Source organism: Thermaerobacillus caldiproteolyticus, from assembly GCF_015326725.1.
Lineage (GTDB): Bacteria > Bacillota > Bacilli > Bacillales > Anoxybacillaceae > Thermaerobacillus > Thermaerobacillus caldiproteolyticus.
In genome coordinates, this window is sequence record NZ_CP064060.1 from 1,998,713 (window position 1) to 2,014,157 (window position 15,445).

At 39.3% G+C, this 15,445-nt stretch carries 14 protein-coding genes; 7 read left to right on the forward strand and 7 right to left on the reverse strand.

Features of this window, described 5'->3' with window-relative positions; translation table 11 throughout:
* The first annotated feature begins 3 nt into the window (after positions 1-3).
* The 7 genes from ISX45_RS09955 to ISX45_RS09985 all read left to right on the forward strand — a co-directional run bounded on the left by ISX45_RS09955 (position 4) and on the right by ISX45_RS09985 (position 7,295).
* Positions 4-1,191 (forward strand): hypothetical protein, encoded by a 1,188-nt coding sequence (locus ISX45_RS09955; RefSeq protein ID WP_194518884.1) that lies wholly within the window; start codon positions 4-6, stop codon positions 1,189-1,191.
* Between the two features lie 1,430 nt (positions 1,192-2,621).
* Positions 2,622-3,545 carry an NAD-dependent epimerase/dehydratase family protein gene (locus ISX45_RS09960; RefSeq protein WP_194518885.1) on the forward strand — a complete coding sequence of 308 codons (924 nt, stop codon included), beginning with the start codon at positions 2,622-2,624 and terminating at the stop codon, positions 3,543-3,545.
* A 483-nt stretch (positions 3,546-4,028) separates the two neighbouring features.
* Positions 4,029-4,655 (forward strand): DUF1796 family putative cysteine peptidase, encoded by a 627-nt coding sequence (locus tag ISX45_RS09965; RefSeq protein ID WP_181554339.1) that lies wholly within the window; start codon positions 4,029-4,031, stop codon positions 4,653-4,655.
* 172 nt (positions 4,656-4,827) lie between these two features.
* Positions 4,828-5,811, forward strand: coding sequence for a polysaccharide biosynthesis protein (locus ISX45_RS09970; RefSeq protein WP_181554340.1), 984 nt, complete (start codon positions 4,828-4,830; stop codon positions 5,809-5,811).
* 411 nt (positions 5,812-6,222) lie between these two features.
* Positions 6,223-6,642, forward strand: a complete 420-nt coding sequence (locus tag ISX45_RS09975) for a hypothetical protein (RefSeq protein WP_228485530.1) — start codon at positions 6,223-6,225, stop codon at positions 6,640-6,642.
* Between the two features lie 15 nt (positions 6,643-6,657).
* Positions 6,658-6,810 (forward strand): hypothetical protein, encoded by a 153-nt coding sequence (locus ISX45_RS09980; RefSeq protein WP_194518886.1) that lies wholly within the window; start codon positions 6,658-6,660, stop codon positions 6,808-6,810.
* A 203-nt stretch (positions 6,811-7,013) separates the two neighbouring features.
* Positions 7,014-7,295: a hypothetical protein gene (locus tag ISX45_RS09985; RefSeq protein ID WP_194518887.1), complete on the forward strand. Its 282-nt coding sequence runs from the start codon at positions 7,014-7,016 to the stop codon at positions 7,293-7,295.
* Positions 7,296-7,822: 527 nt separating this feature from the next.
* Here ISX45_RS09985 and ISX45_RS09990 read toward each other — a convergent pair.
* The 7 genes from ISX45_RS09990 to ahrC form a co-directional block, all read right to left on the reverse strand.
* A complete protein-coding gene (locus ISX45_RS09990) occupies positions 7,823-8,233 on the reverse strand; it encodes a hypothetical protein (protein WP_228485531.1) in 411 nt (136 codons plus the stop codon).
* A 432-nt stretch (positions 8,234-8,665) separates the two neighbouring features.
* Positions 8,666-9,568 carry a class I SAM-dependent methyltransferase gene (locus tag ISX45_RS09995; protein ID WP_194518888.1) on the reverse strand — a complete coding sequence of 301 codons (903 nt, stop codon included), beginning with the start codon at positions 9,566-9,568 and terminating at the stop codon, positions 8,666-8,668.
* Positions 9,569-9,857: 289 nt separating this feature from the next.
* Positions 9,858-10,154 (reverse strand): site-specific integrase, encoded by a 297-nt coding sequence (locus ISX45_RS19630; protein WP_267240180.1) that lies wholly within the window; start codon positions 10,152-10,154, stop codon positions 9,858-9,860.
* 570 nt (positions 10,155-10,724) lie between these two features.
* Complete coding sequence (spo0A, locus tag ISX45_RS10005; protein ID WP_181554344.1) at positions 10,725-11,507, reverse strand: sporulation transcription factor Spo0A; 783 nt, start codon at positions 11,505-11,507, stop codon at positions 10,725-10,727.
* A 324-nt stretch (positions 11,508-11,831) separates the two neighbouring features.
* Positions 11,832-13,121, reverse strand: a complete 1,290-nt coding sequence (gene spoIVB, locus ISX45_RS10010; protein ID WP_181554345.1) for a SpoIVB peptidase — start codon at positions 13,119-13,121, stop codon at positions 11,832-11,834.
* 123 nt (positions 13,122-13,244) lie between these two features.
* Positions 13,245-14,966: a DNA repair protein RecN gene (gene recN / locus ISX45_RS10015; RefSeq protein ID WP_181554346.1), complete on the reverse strand. Its 1,722-nt coding sequence runs from the start codon at positions 14,964-14,966 to the stop codon at positions 13,245-13,247.
* Positions 14,967-14,985: 19 nt separating this feature from the next.
* Entirely contained in the window at positions 14,986-15,435 is a 450-nt protein-coding gene (gene ahrC, locus ISX45_RS10020; protein ID WP_181554347.1) for a transcriptional regulator AhrC/ArgR, read from the reverse strand.
* Positions 15,436-15,445 lie beyond the last annotated feature (10 nt).

Sequence of the window (15,445 nt, forward strand, 5' to 3'; positions counted from 1 at the left end):
CTGATGAGTGATGAGTATAACTCCTTGTTTTCGAGTCCATCATCAATCCCTGAAATATTGATTGATAGTCAGATTGGAAAACAAATTCAAGATGCCTTGCCTCAAAACTACGTGCTGCCTGACCCTGCTACAATGCATATCTTTCAATCTGTAAGCGATGCGGAAAATCCCTTACTTTCGAATCCATCATCAACTCCTAAAATATTGGGGGATCATCAGATTGGGAAACACATTCAAGATGCCTTACCTCAAAACTATGTACTACCTGACCCTGCTACAATGCATATCTTTCAACCTGTAAGCGATGCGGAAAATCCCTTGCTTTCCAATCCATCATCAACTTCTCAAATATTGGGAGATAGTCAGATTGGGAAACACATTCAGGAGGTCTTGCCGCAAAACTACGTGCTGCCTGACCCTGCTACAACGAATCTCTTTAAACCAGCAAGCGATGGGGAGAATCCCTTGCCTTCGAATCCATCGTCAGCTCCTGAAATATTGGGAGATAGTCAGATTGGGAAACAAATTCAGGAGGCCTTGCCTCAAAACTACGTGCTGCCTGACCCTGCTACAACGAATCTCTTTAAACCAGCAAGCGATGGGGAGAATCTCTTGCTTTCGAACCCATCATCAACCCCTGAAGTATGGGAGAATAGTCAGATTGGGAAACAAATTCAGGAGGCCTTGCCTCAAGACTACGTACTGCCTGATCCTGCTACAATAAATATCTTTCAACCCGTAAGCGATGGGGAGAATCCCTTGCCTTCGAATCCATCATCAATCCCTGAAATATTGGGAGATAGTCCGATTGAAAAACACATTCAGCATTCCTTGCCTCAAGACTACGTACTACCTGACCCTGCTACAATGCATATCTTTCAACCCGTAAGCGATGGGGAGAATCCCTTGCTTTCGAATCCATCATCAATCCCTGAAATATTGGGAGATAGTCCGATTGAAAAACACATTCAGCATTCCTTGCCTCAAGACTACGTACTGCCTGATCCTGCTACAATGCATATCTTTCAACCCGTAAGCGATGGGCAGAATCCCTTGCTTTCGAACCCATCATCAACTCCTAAAATATTTGGGGATCATCAGATTGGGAAACACATTCAAGATGCCTTACCTCAAAACTATGTACTACCTGACCCTGCTACAATGAATGCCCTTTATTCGATCAACAAATAGTAAAATTCTAATGAGACAAGACGGCGGTAAACGCCCTTTGGAATTGATTACCTTCGTCAAAGGTTGAGTACTGTTTGGAACTCGATTTGCTTTTATGAACGTCTGAAAACACCGCATCAGATGACGAAAATCTCCGCTCTATGCACAGTTTGATACAGTAACATATAGAGTGCCAAATTAAACGCATCTTATAGGTGATTTCAGACGGTCATTTTGACCTCTATCAATTATTTAACAAATTGAAATTAGGGAAGTTAAATAAGAAACTCGTTGACAACGATCAACGAGTTTCTTTTATCTATTTGAGACTTTCTTTCCACTCGATGATGTCACGGATAGCCTCTCTAAAATCTTTATTGAAAATCCCCGCGAATGATCGGATTCGACATTCTCCCGTTCCTCGCTCAATTTGATCCGCACTGAAATGGGCTCATTCAATGCATGCGTATTCTAGAGAATTTGGTCTCTCAGTCCGATAAGTTTTATCCATCCAGTCCGGAAATATTTATCCACTTTTCAGCCCTTTCAGCACAGTTGATAATGGGAAAATCTCATCTTAAGATTCGTTTTAGAGATAAGGGAAAGTATTTTGATTGAAGTAGTATCGGAAGAGAACGTATCCCCGTAGTGAGCCTGACCGAAGGAAAGGCGAACTACAGAAAGCGCGATCCATTCTTCCAAACCTATTATTATACTAATTTTCATCCTTAAATTTTTCTAACAGATTTCAGTGAAAATGAACTCGTTAATACCGTTACTAAAACACTTAGATTGGAATAGGAGCCAAATGTAAATTTACAGCACCGCTTTGACTATAAAAATAACCCCATATACCTTCCATAGTTTCATTCCTTATTTCTTATCATATACTATTCTCGCAATGAGGGATTGATAGGGCTGGTATAGTAGTCGGATTTATCATTTTAATCGTTCCGATTTGATAGGAAAATCTCTTGGCGAAAAAACGCTGTGACTTGCGTTTCTACTATCATTCCATTTACCGACAGATATAACATATACATCATCAAGGACAACAAATCGTGTAAATATTTTAGAGACAGACATCTATTCTTTTGGTCGCCCCTTATAGATGGAGTGTTATAAAGAAACTAAATAAGAAACGTTCAAATTTCTGAATACCCCATCTCGGCATCTCTCTGCTGCCTCAGTAGTAAATCTGTTTTCTGAAACATTCCTAACAACAAAGGCATCCATCTCTACCTCATATGAAGCATTTACATTTTGTAGATTCAGCCCACATTGCCCTAAAAAACGACCATCTTCTCCCCCTTAAAATCATCCATGCAAAAAACTTCTTTTTCGCATAAATCTATCGCAAAGCAATTTTTCAAGCCACATTAGGTAGCTATCTTGTACCACTCTCATTCATACAACATACGATAATAAAAAAGATAAGAGGAGAATGATCTATGAAGGCTGTTGTAACTGGAGGGGCTGGCTTTATCGGTTCTCATCTCGTTGAAGAACTTATTTCCAAAGGCGCTGAGGTTCATGTATTGGATAATATGATATCCGGACATTTACACAATGTACATCCGCATGCTGTTATTCATACCGAAGATATACGCAGTAAAGAGGCCAAACAAATCATTCTGCGAGAAAAGCCCGATGTCGTATTCCATTTGGCTGCTCAGGCAGATGTAGGGCGGTCTATCCGTGAACCGAAATATGATGCTGATGTGAATATTAGCGGAACAATCAATATACTTGAGGCTTGTCATGAAGCTTCTGTAAAAAAAGTGATCTTTGCCTCTACCTCCGGCGTTTACGGGAATTTACAGAAAGATCTGATTTCTGAAGAGGACTTGACAATACCGATTTCTTACTACGGTTTATCCAAATTGACAGCCGAGTCGTATATCCGCTTATTTTATCAGCTTTATGGACTTTCCTATACGATTCTCCGTTACGGCAACGTATATGGACCTAGACAATCAGCAAAAGGAGAAGGCGGAGTAGTAGCTATCTTTTTAGATAGAATTAAAAAAGGAATGCCTTTAATGATTCACGGCGACGGTGAACAAACACGTGATTTTATATATGTAAAAGACGTCGTTCAAGCGAACATAGCTGCTATAGAAAAAGGGCATCAGGAAACTATTCAAGTCAGCACCGCACGGAGAACATCGGTAAATGACTTAATAAAAATACTGACGCAAATTCACGGCTCCAAAATTGATACCGTCCATACACGCGCAAGAACAGGCGATATCAAACACAGCTGCCTTGATAATAAGAAAGCACGCCAATTGCTGCAATGGCATCCTCAGGTTGATATTTTTTATGGATTAACAGAAACTTATAACTTTTCATTCAAGAATACATTCCTATAATCATTCACATCGTCAGTCGAAAATCCTCCACTGGAGGTCGACATTCTCTGCATACCTACATCACAAATCCAGAAATGATGTTGATGCACTAGTTTGTGCTTTTACTATTCACGAAACGATTTATTAGACTTTACGATCATCATATTAAGTCTAATAAATCGTTTCTCGTTATTATACTGCCTATTTTTGAAGGAGCCTATCATAAGTATGCACATTTTCTAAGTTAGATAGTTTTCCAGCCCTAGCACTTTCTACTTCTACTACATTTAATATAAATAGCCAAACCAAGAAGGGGGGAGAAGTTTTTATCCTATCCATTTTAAGTATGACAAGTTGAAACCAAGAGCTATAGATTCGTTAATCTAAAGTTTGTGAATTTTTAGAATTCACAAAGCATAATCAGTGATGCATTGTTGTAAGAGAAAATAACACCGGAGGTTAGTTTTCGAGAGAAATTAACATTCTTTTAAGGAGATGGGAAATATGGGTTTGGAAGTTATAAAAGGTACTTATGACTCCGTTTTTAGTTTAGGGGATCTTTGTTTGACAGCCATTCAGCTTAAAAAGAACAATTTAAGACCTTTTTCAGGAGTGTTAGATTGGATGGCATCTCCTTCTTTATCAAATGTCAATCGCCTTTTGCGGAATCGATTTGCCGGTTTTATGGACCTGCCTAATTTACGAATTATAGGTTATGCTACTGATCAGCTTATTTGTGTATCGGATGACGCTTATCAAATAGTTTCCAATCATGATTTTGAAGTAGGAAAAAATACACTTTCGTATTTGGGCGGTTACCCCGAAGTTAAAGAAAAGTTCGACAGACGGATTCGGCGTTTTTTAGAGAAAATGGAAACCAGTCAACGGATTCTTTTTGTAAGAACAGAAGGTACTTTTGAAGAGGTTCTGGAACTTGAATCGGTTTTATCGGAAATGGTTAAAAATGATTTCCGAATTCTCCTTGTCAATCATTCTAATGTAAACGGCATAGTCGAAAAAAATTGGCCTATAGAGAGAGTCTGCGTCGTTGAACTTCCGAATCATGACAAATGGAATGCAAATGATCATTATTGGAAAACGATATTCGATGGGGTTCACCTTAGTGTTTAGGTTCTTAGAACTAAAGAAAAGTAAGAGGACGAATTTGCCGACAAAAGAACTTGGAGATTCTTTTACCCTAAATGTGAATGAACAGAATAGAAGATTTATTGCAGGTACTGCTGGCTAAAACAGCAGATGTTCCCATCAAGAGCGTATAAATATATGTCAGGAGGAAAAATATATGTTTAATAATGAAGTGATTTTAGTGACCGGAGGGACAGGTTCATGGGGACATGAGCTTATACTCCAGTTATTATCCCTAGATCCAAAAAAAATAATCGTTTTTTCCAGAAACGAAGCCAGTCAAGTACAAATGAGAAGAGTTATTGAAGACCCTAGATTGAGCTTTTGCATTGGTGATATTCGGGATAGGGAGGCATTAGTCAAGGCCTTTGAAGGTGTAGATTATGTGTTTCATTTAGCGGCGCTAAAGCATGTTCCCGTTTGTGAAGAACAACCTCTCGAGGCATTGAAAACAAACGTGATAGGTACTCAAAACGTTATTGAAGCAGCAATAGAAAACGGAGTTAAAAAGGTCATCAATATATCTACCGATAAAGCAGCAGATCCGATTAACTTTTACGGGATGACCAAAGCCATCGGTGAAAAGCTTATCGTTTATGCCAACCAGCTAAGTTCAGATACCAAATTTATTTCTATAAGAAGCGGCAATATCCTAGGAAGCAATGGAAGTGTACTCCATTTATTTATTAATCAAATTAAGAAGAAAGAGATTAGAATTACCGATAAAAGAATGACTCGTTTCTTCTTAACCCCGCAGAAGGCCATTCAGCTTTTACTAAAAGCAGCAAACGAGGGAAAAGGTGGAGAAATCTTTGTCATGAGATCGTCCGCATGTAGAATTCTGGATTTAGCCGAAGTCTTAATAGAAGCGTCCGGAGAGAAGGATGTCAGCATTGTCGAATACGGGGCTAGACCAGGAGAAAAACTTCATGAAGTTCTCATTTCTGATCATGAAAGCCAGAATACAGTCGTCTATGATGAAGACTTTTTAATTGTTCTTCCTGAGATCAATATCCCAGGGTTAAAACAAGCTTATTCTGCCCACTTACCTGTTAAAAAGGGAACGTATTGTTCCAGCGATCTTTTAATAACAAAAGAGGAAATCAAACAACTGCTCATTGAAGGCGGGTTTTTAACATAAATCTTTAACGCTATCCCAAAAGGAGGATAGCGCTGCATGCCTACCAAGCTAAAAAAGATCTTTCATGAACTCACACCCTTTTTCTGGTGTAAATAATGAAGAAAACTAAAAAATGATGAAAAAGTCTGCTAGTTTTCTGACTACTAACTCACTAATCGAAGCAGTTCTTCTATGGATAATGCAGTCAAGCATTGGCTCTAGACTAAAAAGTAGGGTATTCTCTGATTTAAGCAAACAGTCCAGAGAATACCCTATTCTATGTCTAAAGGTATACCGAATTTAGGCTAAGACAATAACAATGTTGATTTTGAATGTATCTAACCAAAACAAGCGTTTTTTTCAACTTGATGGGTAGATTTTTGGTTCATACCCTTCCTTCATTTGGGTAGTATAAACCATGAGGTGATCTTCATGAAGAAAATGATTCTTATGGTTTGTCTGTTCATGCCCCTTACTGTTTCAATTCCTGCCTATGCACAGCAGCCTTATTCCTATGCAAATCAACAATGCCCTAATGTTGCTGAACTGGTACAAACTTCTTCAAAAGACGAACAGGAACTTCTCCATGCACTCAGAACAATCGTTCCGAAACTCTATCCAGATGAGGAACACAACGAATGGAAAGCTGAATATGTGCACTTCCTACCAAACATCAAACAAACTTATTTTCAGATGGCCAAAACATTCTGTAGTGAAGCTGTTGCTGAACGTTCATGGATAGTTAGATTGCGTTTCCCTAAACTGTTGCCTAGCACAAGTCTGTCAGAAGGAGTAATATTTCTTGCTAAACATAAAGAAAAAGGTTGGATTGTTTGGTATAGGTATAAATAAAATGAAGGTGATGAAATGAAGACAGCAATTATTGCAGCTTGTATTACCGCTCTTGCCCTTTTCACATCAGTTGTCCAAGCCCAACAGCAAGAACCACAAGAAACACTGATTCATGACGCGTTCTTAACCGCACTTTCCCCACACATAAGTAAAGCTGTCTACAATTAATAGTCTATATGACGCTAAAATGATTGAAATCAAAAGAAAAACAGAAGATGGTTTTTCCTTTTTTATTGTAAAAGTCCAAGTAAGAACTTTTGAACATACCCATGCCCCACCCCTATGGAATAGAAACAATAACTATAGGAGTTGCCCCTTCTGGGATTAAGGTAATCAATTATGAACATAAAGGTGATGAATGGGAATAGAAAATGGAGAAGTTCAAAAATGAAGTTCTCATGGACATCCAGAAAACGTTCAATCTTGATTTAAATGCTTACCAAAAGTATGAGTATGAGCAACTACGTTATCAAGCTGAACAAGGGAAGTTTATGGAATTAGCCAAAATCAATGAAGATATTGTGATTAATGAATTAAACAAAGAAATTAAACCACCATACAAAAATGTGATATACCCTATGACATTTGTTAAAGACGACGAAGCATTTATTCTTTACAAAAAATCTGATGGAACTAATGTTTTATATGCATGAAGAAAAAAGAATGACAATTGGTTGATTTTAAATAAGGAAACTAAAGAAGGCAAAGAAATGGCAAAAGAGCTGCTTTGGTACATGTTCAAACAGATAAATTAAAAACAATGACCACTTCCAAAGCTAATGGAGTGGTCTTATTGCTGTTCATATTCTTCAAGTTCTTTTTCGCTTTCAATTATCACGCGGCTCACTCCTTGTGGCATTTTGGCGGATTGGCTGGGGCTGCGTTTTGGTCAGTTGGTTTATCCCTATACACTTCTTTGAATTATCTTATATTAAATACTTCCGACAAGATATACATTACCAGTATATAATAGACTGAGATTTCTTTTATAAAGGAATCGCCACTAGCACGAACTTATGAGTGCTAGTGAGTATTTCTTTGAATAAGCTCTCGGAATATATTGCTATCTTTCATTTGCTATATTTAATGTTGTTATATTTACTCAGGAATTAGATAAAGGTAAGCAAGAAGATATTTAATGAGGGTACGGCAACATGCATTTAATGAAGGTATCGAGGTTTTACTTATATTTTGAGAGGTCGGGAACTATCTTTTCATCATCATTGACGACATAGCCATCGTCACTACTCCGCGGGCAATGAGAAACATAGTACCATTTGTAGCGTTTAGTCCCTTCCCGCTTGTCGACCACATCGAGTAACAATCCATGCGTTTGGAGGATTTCGACGAGAGGCTTAATGCGACTTTCCGCGACACCCAAATCGGCCGCTATCTTCGCTTTCGACGGAACACTTGCGCCAAAACGTTCGCTTGGAACGCCATTCGGTTGCAACTCATTTCTATCTACATACGACAGTAGGTAAAAATACAGCGCAATAATATCTCGGATTTGCGGTAATCTCCCTTTCCGACCATGTAATGCAATAAATTCGTTGATAATGCAAAGGAAAACTTTCCGCATGAATCGCAATTAAACATTTCGTAGTTGGTCATTTCTAAAAGCGACTTCTTGTTGTTCGGTTGCGGTCTTGCGATTGTTTCGTTCATACATCGTTCCCTTTTCTATTAATTGATCGATCTATGTAAACGCATCTGAAGCCGCGGAATTTTACGAGCCTTCATATAACTATACGACGCACAAGACAAAATCACACAGTTTGTCCGAAAATTTTTTTCGACGTCTTCACTTGACTATATGATGCTACCGGACTTTTCGCACCGTTTCGACGAAAAAAATTTTTTTCGTGACACCTTCACTAAACTATACGATACAAAACGGAAAGTCGCACAATTTTATGAGATACCGCCAGCATTAAAAACGTACGCTAAGGACCGGAATCTCATGAAAAAAGCCGAGCACTCAACTCGGCGTTAATAATCATCTAACGTGGGAGAACATTTTTTACTCTACTACTGCCCACGCAAAGCGCACATGTTTACTCGCATAATAACCGTCCGTTCGACTCTGAAAATAGCGTTCTTGGATATCGGATGGACTTAAGTTTTCATGAAGACGGAGCCCTAAACTTTCCAATTCAAAAGCCAGTGTTGACGGGTCAAAGGTCGTTTTCATCGGCTCACCGATCTTTCGTAAATCCTCCCTCATCTCTTTCATGTACGGCGTATCTTCTTCCGGTACAAAGTAATCGAAAATCACCGCACTGCCCTCGGGAGCAATTTCGGCAATGGAACGAAGCGTTGCGAACACTTCGTCTCGAGTCAAGTACATTGTGACACCCAGCCAGCTAAAAAAGCTTTTCGTCTGCACGTCATACAAAGTTCCCTTGAGTGCATCAGCCAAACTCTCCTTTGTGAAATCCACAGGCACAAAGTGGAGATGTGACGGGATTTCCCATCCCAATTCAGACAGTCGATTACGTTTGAAGGTTTGTGTGGCGGGGTGGTCTACTTCAAATACCTGAACCTGACGCAGGAGATCCGGACGGCGAAAAGCAAAAGTATCCATCCCAGCCCCGAGTATCACATACTGCTCCACCCCTTGTTTTACCGCCAGATCAAGGTTGTCTTCCGTATATCGTGACCGGCTGAGGACATGAGGCAACCCCATGGCCTGCATTAAAGACAGCAGGGGATTTGCCGCCTGTTCGGAGCATGCCAATCCGCCTTCAGGAACACGAATCTGAAGAGCCTCAGAAAATCCTTGTTCAATGAGTGCACGTCTTTCCTCTGGTATCAAATGACAAGCGAGAAAGTCATCGAAAACTTTTGGGGTATCATTCATGGCATGGTAGGCGCGTAAGTAGGCGGTCATGATTGCAGTAAGACTGACTTGGTCTTCTTTCATTTGCATATCCTCCTTTTAGAGCCTATCTCCCGAGGAACTGAGAGATGACATCTAAAAAGAAGTATACCAAACCTGTATATTATTTAAATATTTAATTTTTAATATTAACATAAAAATAAATTTTTGTCAATGTTTTTTGTATCTTTCTGAAGAAAGACATAGTTCATTAGATACTTATAGCGAGCTGGTACTTAAGTATTTTTCTAGTCTCATAATGTAATAATATTTAACGAAATTATTTCTTAATTGATGTGGAGTCACTTCTACACCAGCTTTTTCCCCGTTTCCTTTAACATCCGTTCAAAATTATTAACATCAAGCATTGTTCCGCGGATTGCTGGAAACAAAAATGGACTATCAGAGTCACCCGACGCTTTAAATCATTCGCCATTTTAAATGAGAAGTAGACGTAACGCTGCTTCCTGTTTTTTGGATTTTCAATTAATATCGGCTTCGTTTTAAAATCGACGTGCTCTGGCCGAAGCGCACAACATTCTTCTACCCTCATACCCGTATCGAGTAACAAGCAAGTTTGGCCCCATGAACGATAACCATGAAAGGTTGTAACATCAAAGGCTTTCAGCAATTTAACAATATCTTCCTCGAATAAAAGAACTTTTTGTTTGCGTTGCAGCTTAACGTTTTCGATATTTTCGCATGGATTTTCTTTTATTTTCCGTTATACAAAAAATTGAAAAACACCTTAATATTCCTTACATCATTGGCGATAGTTGTATCGCTAATCGGGTTGTTGTAATCTGTACGATGGGCTGGATAATTTATATTTGTACTATTTAGGTTAGAAATCACCGTATACTTCCCGCGCTCACGGTAAATATTTGATATACGCTCAAATGTGAAAAGTCTTTACTTTCTTGAATTGCTTCATTTTGTGCTGTTCCTTGAGATATAAAAAGAACAGGCGTAAAGTTTGTTCGTAATTCTCTTTCGTTTTCCGTGACAAATTTTCAGCGTCACAATACAGCATGAAATTGTCTAACTGAATGTCAAAATCGGACAAAATAAAACACCTCCTACTTACCGTTGTTTTTCCGGTAAATAAGAGGCGTTTTCTTTTCTGATGCATACGCATAAATATTTATCGGCAACTTAATGTTTATTGCTCGAAGCCATAAAACCGTTGATATTAGCAGTCTTAAGACGCCTTATGTTCGAGTCTCAGCTTATCAGCAACCATTGCGATAAATTCACTGTTCGTAGGTTTTGCTTTCGACATGCTGACGGTGTAGCCGAACAAGGAAGAGATGGATTCGATGTTGCCTCGGCTCCACGCAACTTCAATGGCATGGCGAATCGCCCGCTCAACGCGACTGGCGGTGGTGTTATATTTTTTCGCGATGTCTGGATAGAGGACTTTCGTAATGGAACCGAGCAGCTCAATATCGTTATACACCATCGAAATAGCCTCACGTAAGTATAAATATCCTTTAATATGTGCCGGTACACCAATTTCGTGAATGATGCTTGTAATGCTCGCATCCAAATTTTTCGGTTTATTTTCACGAACTTGGTATGAAGATGGTGACTTTTTGATAATTGGTGTTGTTTTTCCATGTACTTGGCGAATGTGATGAACGAGGTTTTCCATGTCAAAAGGCTTTAAAATAAAATATGCTGCTCCTAAATCGACCGCTTTTTTTGTTACATCTTCTTGTCCAAACGCCGTTAACATAATGACATTTGGTTGTTTTTCTCTTTTCACTCTCATTTTTTCTAACACTGCTAATCCGTCTAAATGAGGCATGATAATGTCTAACAGCAATATATCTGGCTGCTTTTCTTCGAGCATATACAAGCAGTCTTGCCCGTTATAGGCAACACCGACGACTTCCATATCATTCTGATTGGAAAGGTACTCCTCTAATAAGCTTACTAATTCACGATTATCATCCGCAATACATACTTTAATCTTGTTCAAGAAAATCTTCCTCCCCACTTCCAATTCGTCTCGTTATTTTATTTCTATGCAATATTCTACTAACCAAACCAATTCGACATGACAACCAAAAATCCTTTCATTTTTCGAAAAATAATAAAAAAACACATATTTTCCGAAAACTCATCAAGAATCATATGTATTCGACGAATTTAGCGCCTTGACAATATTTTTTATGTCGTTCTTGTCGAAAAATCTTTACACCTCCATTTTATATGATGTTTCATCAAATATCTATGCAAAAACGTGAAGATGATTGACTTTTTTCTGTATTTTTTTACACAAAAAGCGAGCCGAAATGGTTCGCTAGCTCGCTTTTTGTGTTGATTTTCCGTATAAATCGATGCCTGCCTCATTTAACATCCATTCAATATGAACCCCATATCCTGATGTTGGATCATTGACGAATACATGGGTCACTGCACCAATCAATTTTCCATCTTGAATGATCGGGCTTCCACTCATTCCTTGGACGATTCCCCCGGTCTTTTTGAGTAAGCGAGGATCAGTCACACGAATGATAAGTCCCTTTGTTGCCGGAAACTTTTGTGGTACCGTACTGACAATTTCAATGTCAAACGCTTCCACTTTGTCGTTTTCAACGACGGTTAAAATTTTTGCCGGCCCTTCTTTCACTTGATGTGATAAAGCAATTGGAATCGGCTTATCAAACATTTCATTGTGAATCGGCTTTGACAATGTTCCAAAAATGCCAAATGGACTATTGTTTGTAATGTTTCCAATCACTTCTTTATCACTTGAAAATCTCGCCAGTTTTTCACCTGGATTTCCGCTGCTTCCTTTTTCAATAGACGTTACGGTTGATTTCATAATTTGTCCATCTTGAACAACAATCGGCTTTTTCGTATCCATATCGGAAATGACATGTCCAAGAGCTCCATACTTTTTCGAAGCGGGGTCGTAAAATGTCATGGTGCCGATGCCAGCGGCAGAATCACGAATGTATAAGCCGATACGGTAGGCATGATCATGTTTATCCTTTAACGGGACGAGTTTGGTTGCAAAGGAGCGATGATCTCGAAGAATTTGTAATTGAAGTGGTTTCCCTGTTTTCCCTGCCTCTTCGATAAACGGGGATAAATCGCTCATATTTTCAATTTTTTTCCCATTAATGCTTGTAATAATATCTCCTACTTGAATACCGGCAATTTCCCCCGGCGATTTTTTCCCGTTTTCTGTTTCGATAAGATGATGACCAACAACAAGAACTCCCAATGTATTTAATTTTACACCAATCGATTGTCCTCCTGGGATGACTTTCAAGTTGGGAAGTACTTTGACATCGACTTTTTTAATTGGCATTCCTGCCATTTCTAAAACCATTTGTTTTTCACCGCTTTGTTTCGCCTGTACAGAAAGGGAATGGTTCTTTTTTTCAACCTCTATCGAATGGGGAGCGTCTTTGACCGTTGCTTGAACCGGAAGTGCAGAGGCAAAATGCAACGTCTCACCTTCAAACATGACGATCTGTTTTGGAATGCGAAAATATTCTTGCACCGGTTTCGACATGCTCATTGCTGTCAATAAAACAAGGAGAAAAACTCCCATCATTTTTCGGATTGTTTCTGCGTTCAAACTTTTTCACTCTCCTCGCTCCCACCTACACCTTCAAATGTGGCTACAGTTTTAATTTTGCCTTAATCGACATAAATATAATCGTTTTGCCGATAAAAAAAGCTACCCGTAATGGATAGCTTTTCATCCTTTAATTTTTGTTGCTAGCTCAAGCAATTCTTTGGCGTGCTCTTTTGTTAATTCCGTAATTTCGACCCCGGAAATCATCCGGCCAATTTCTTTAATTTTTTCTTCTTCGGTTAATGCTTTAACAGATGTTTTTGTGCGATTTCCTACCGTTTCTTTGGAAATAAATAAGTGCGTATCAGCCATCGCCGCTACTTGTGGTAAATGTGAAATACAAAGAACTTGGGAACCGACAGAGACGCGATAAATTTTTTCGGCAATCGCCTGTGCTACGCGACCACTGACACCGGTATCAACTTCATCGAAAATGATCGACGTGACCCCTTGATGTTTGGAAAAAATACTTTTTAACGCTAACATAATTCGCGACAATTCTCCGCCAGAAGCGACTTTTGCCAGCGGTTTTAACGGTTCTCCGACGTTAGTCGAAATGTAAAATTCAACAAGATCAACACCATCTTCGTGAAACTTTACTGGAACTCCATCAAGCAATGGTGCGTCTAATGCCCCTTCCCGCTTCTCAAAAACAATGTCAAATTGAGTTTTGTCCATATATAAATCTTTAAGCTCTTGATGAATGTGATCAATAAGTGTTTTTGCGTATTTCATGCGAATACTCGTGACATTTTTCGCTTCCACCAGCAAATCTTCCGTTACGGATTGGAGCTCTTTTTGAAGCTGATGGATATGTGTTTCCCGATTTTGGATCGTGTCAATTTCTTCTGTAATGGTTTCAGCATACTGTAAAATATCCGCCACCGTTTGTCCGTATTTTCGCTTCAAATGGTTAATTTCATTAAGGCGGCTCTCAATGAAATCAAGGCGCTCCGGGTCATATTCTAATTGTTCCAGCTCATCGCGTAATTTATAAGCGATTTCCTCAAGCAAATAATAGCTATTGGCAATCGTTTCATGTGCTTCCTTTAACGCTTGGTCGATATGGCTTACATCATCTAAATGGCTCATCGCGAGCCCGATCCAATCAAGCCCACGCTGTTCGCCATACAAGGCCTCGTAGCTATGTTTTAACGCCTCGTAAATTTTTTGGAAGTTCATAATTTTTACTTTTTCTTCCATCAATTGCTCGTCTTCATTCGGCTGTAAGTTCGCCTTTTGAATTTCATCAAGCTGGAATGTTAACAAATCGAGACGGTGTGCCATTTGTTGCTCATTTTCATTTAATTTTTTCAGCTGTTTGGTCAGCTGTTCATATTTTTCATATACAGCACGATATTCTTCAAGAGCGGTAGCGATTTCTGTTCCGCCATACTCATCAAGCAACGGGAGATGTCGGCTTGGATCCATCAGCTCTTGGTGTTCATGTTGGCCGTGAATATCGACAAGCGTCGAACCAATATCGCGTAAAACAGCCATCGTCACTAATTTGCCGTTGACACGGCAGACGCTCTTTCCATTAGCGGAAATTTCCCGGCGCAATACGACCATCCCTTCGCTAATGTCAATGCCGACTTCCGCGCATTTCTCATAACATGGATGTGTTTCGTCGTCGAGCAAGAATAAGCCCTCAATTTCTGCACGCTCTTCCCCATAGCGGACAAACTCCGCTGAGCCACGGCCGCCAATAAGCAAATGAATGGCATCAATAATAATCGATTTTCCGGCTCCTGTCTCTCCTGTTAACACCGTTAATCCTTTTTCAAACGAAATCGATAACGATTCGATAATCGCAAAATTTTTAATCGATAATTCCGCTAGCACCGTGAAATCACACCTCTTTTTATAACATTTCTAACAAGCGTTTAGAAATTGTTTCTGTGTCTTCCGGTGTGCGGCAAATGATTAAGCATGTGTCGTCCCCGCAAATCGTTCCAACGATTTCCTCCCAATCCAAATTGTCAAGCAAGGCGCCAATCGCATGTGCATTGCCCGGCAATGTTTTCATAACAAGCAAATGCCCCGCCCCATCAATTTTGACGAACGCATCCATTAAGGCACGCTTTAATTTTTGTAATGGATTAAAGCGCTGGTCAGCAGGAAGGCTGTACTTATAGCGTCCATTCATCATCGGCACTTTGACTAGCTGCAGTTCTTTAATATCTCTTGACACCGTTGCTTGCGTAACGTTAAAACCTGCCTGTTTCAGCATATCAACTAATTCATCTTGAGTTTCAATTTCGTGATTGGTAATAATTTCACGAATTTTAATATGCCTTTGCCCTTTATTCAAATTCAACACC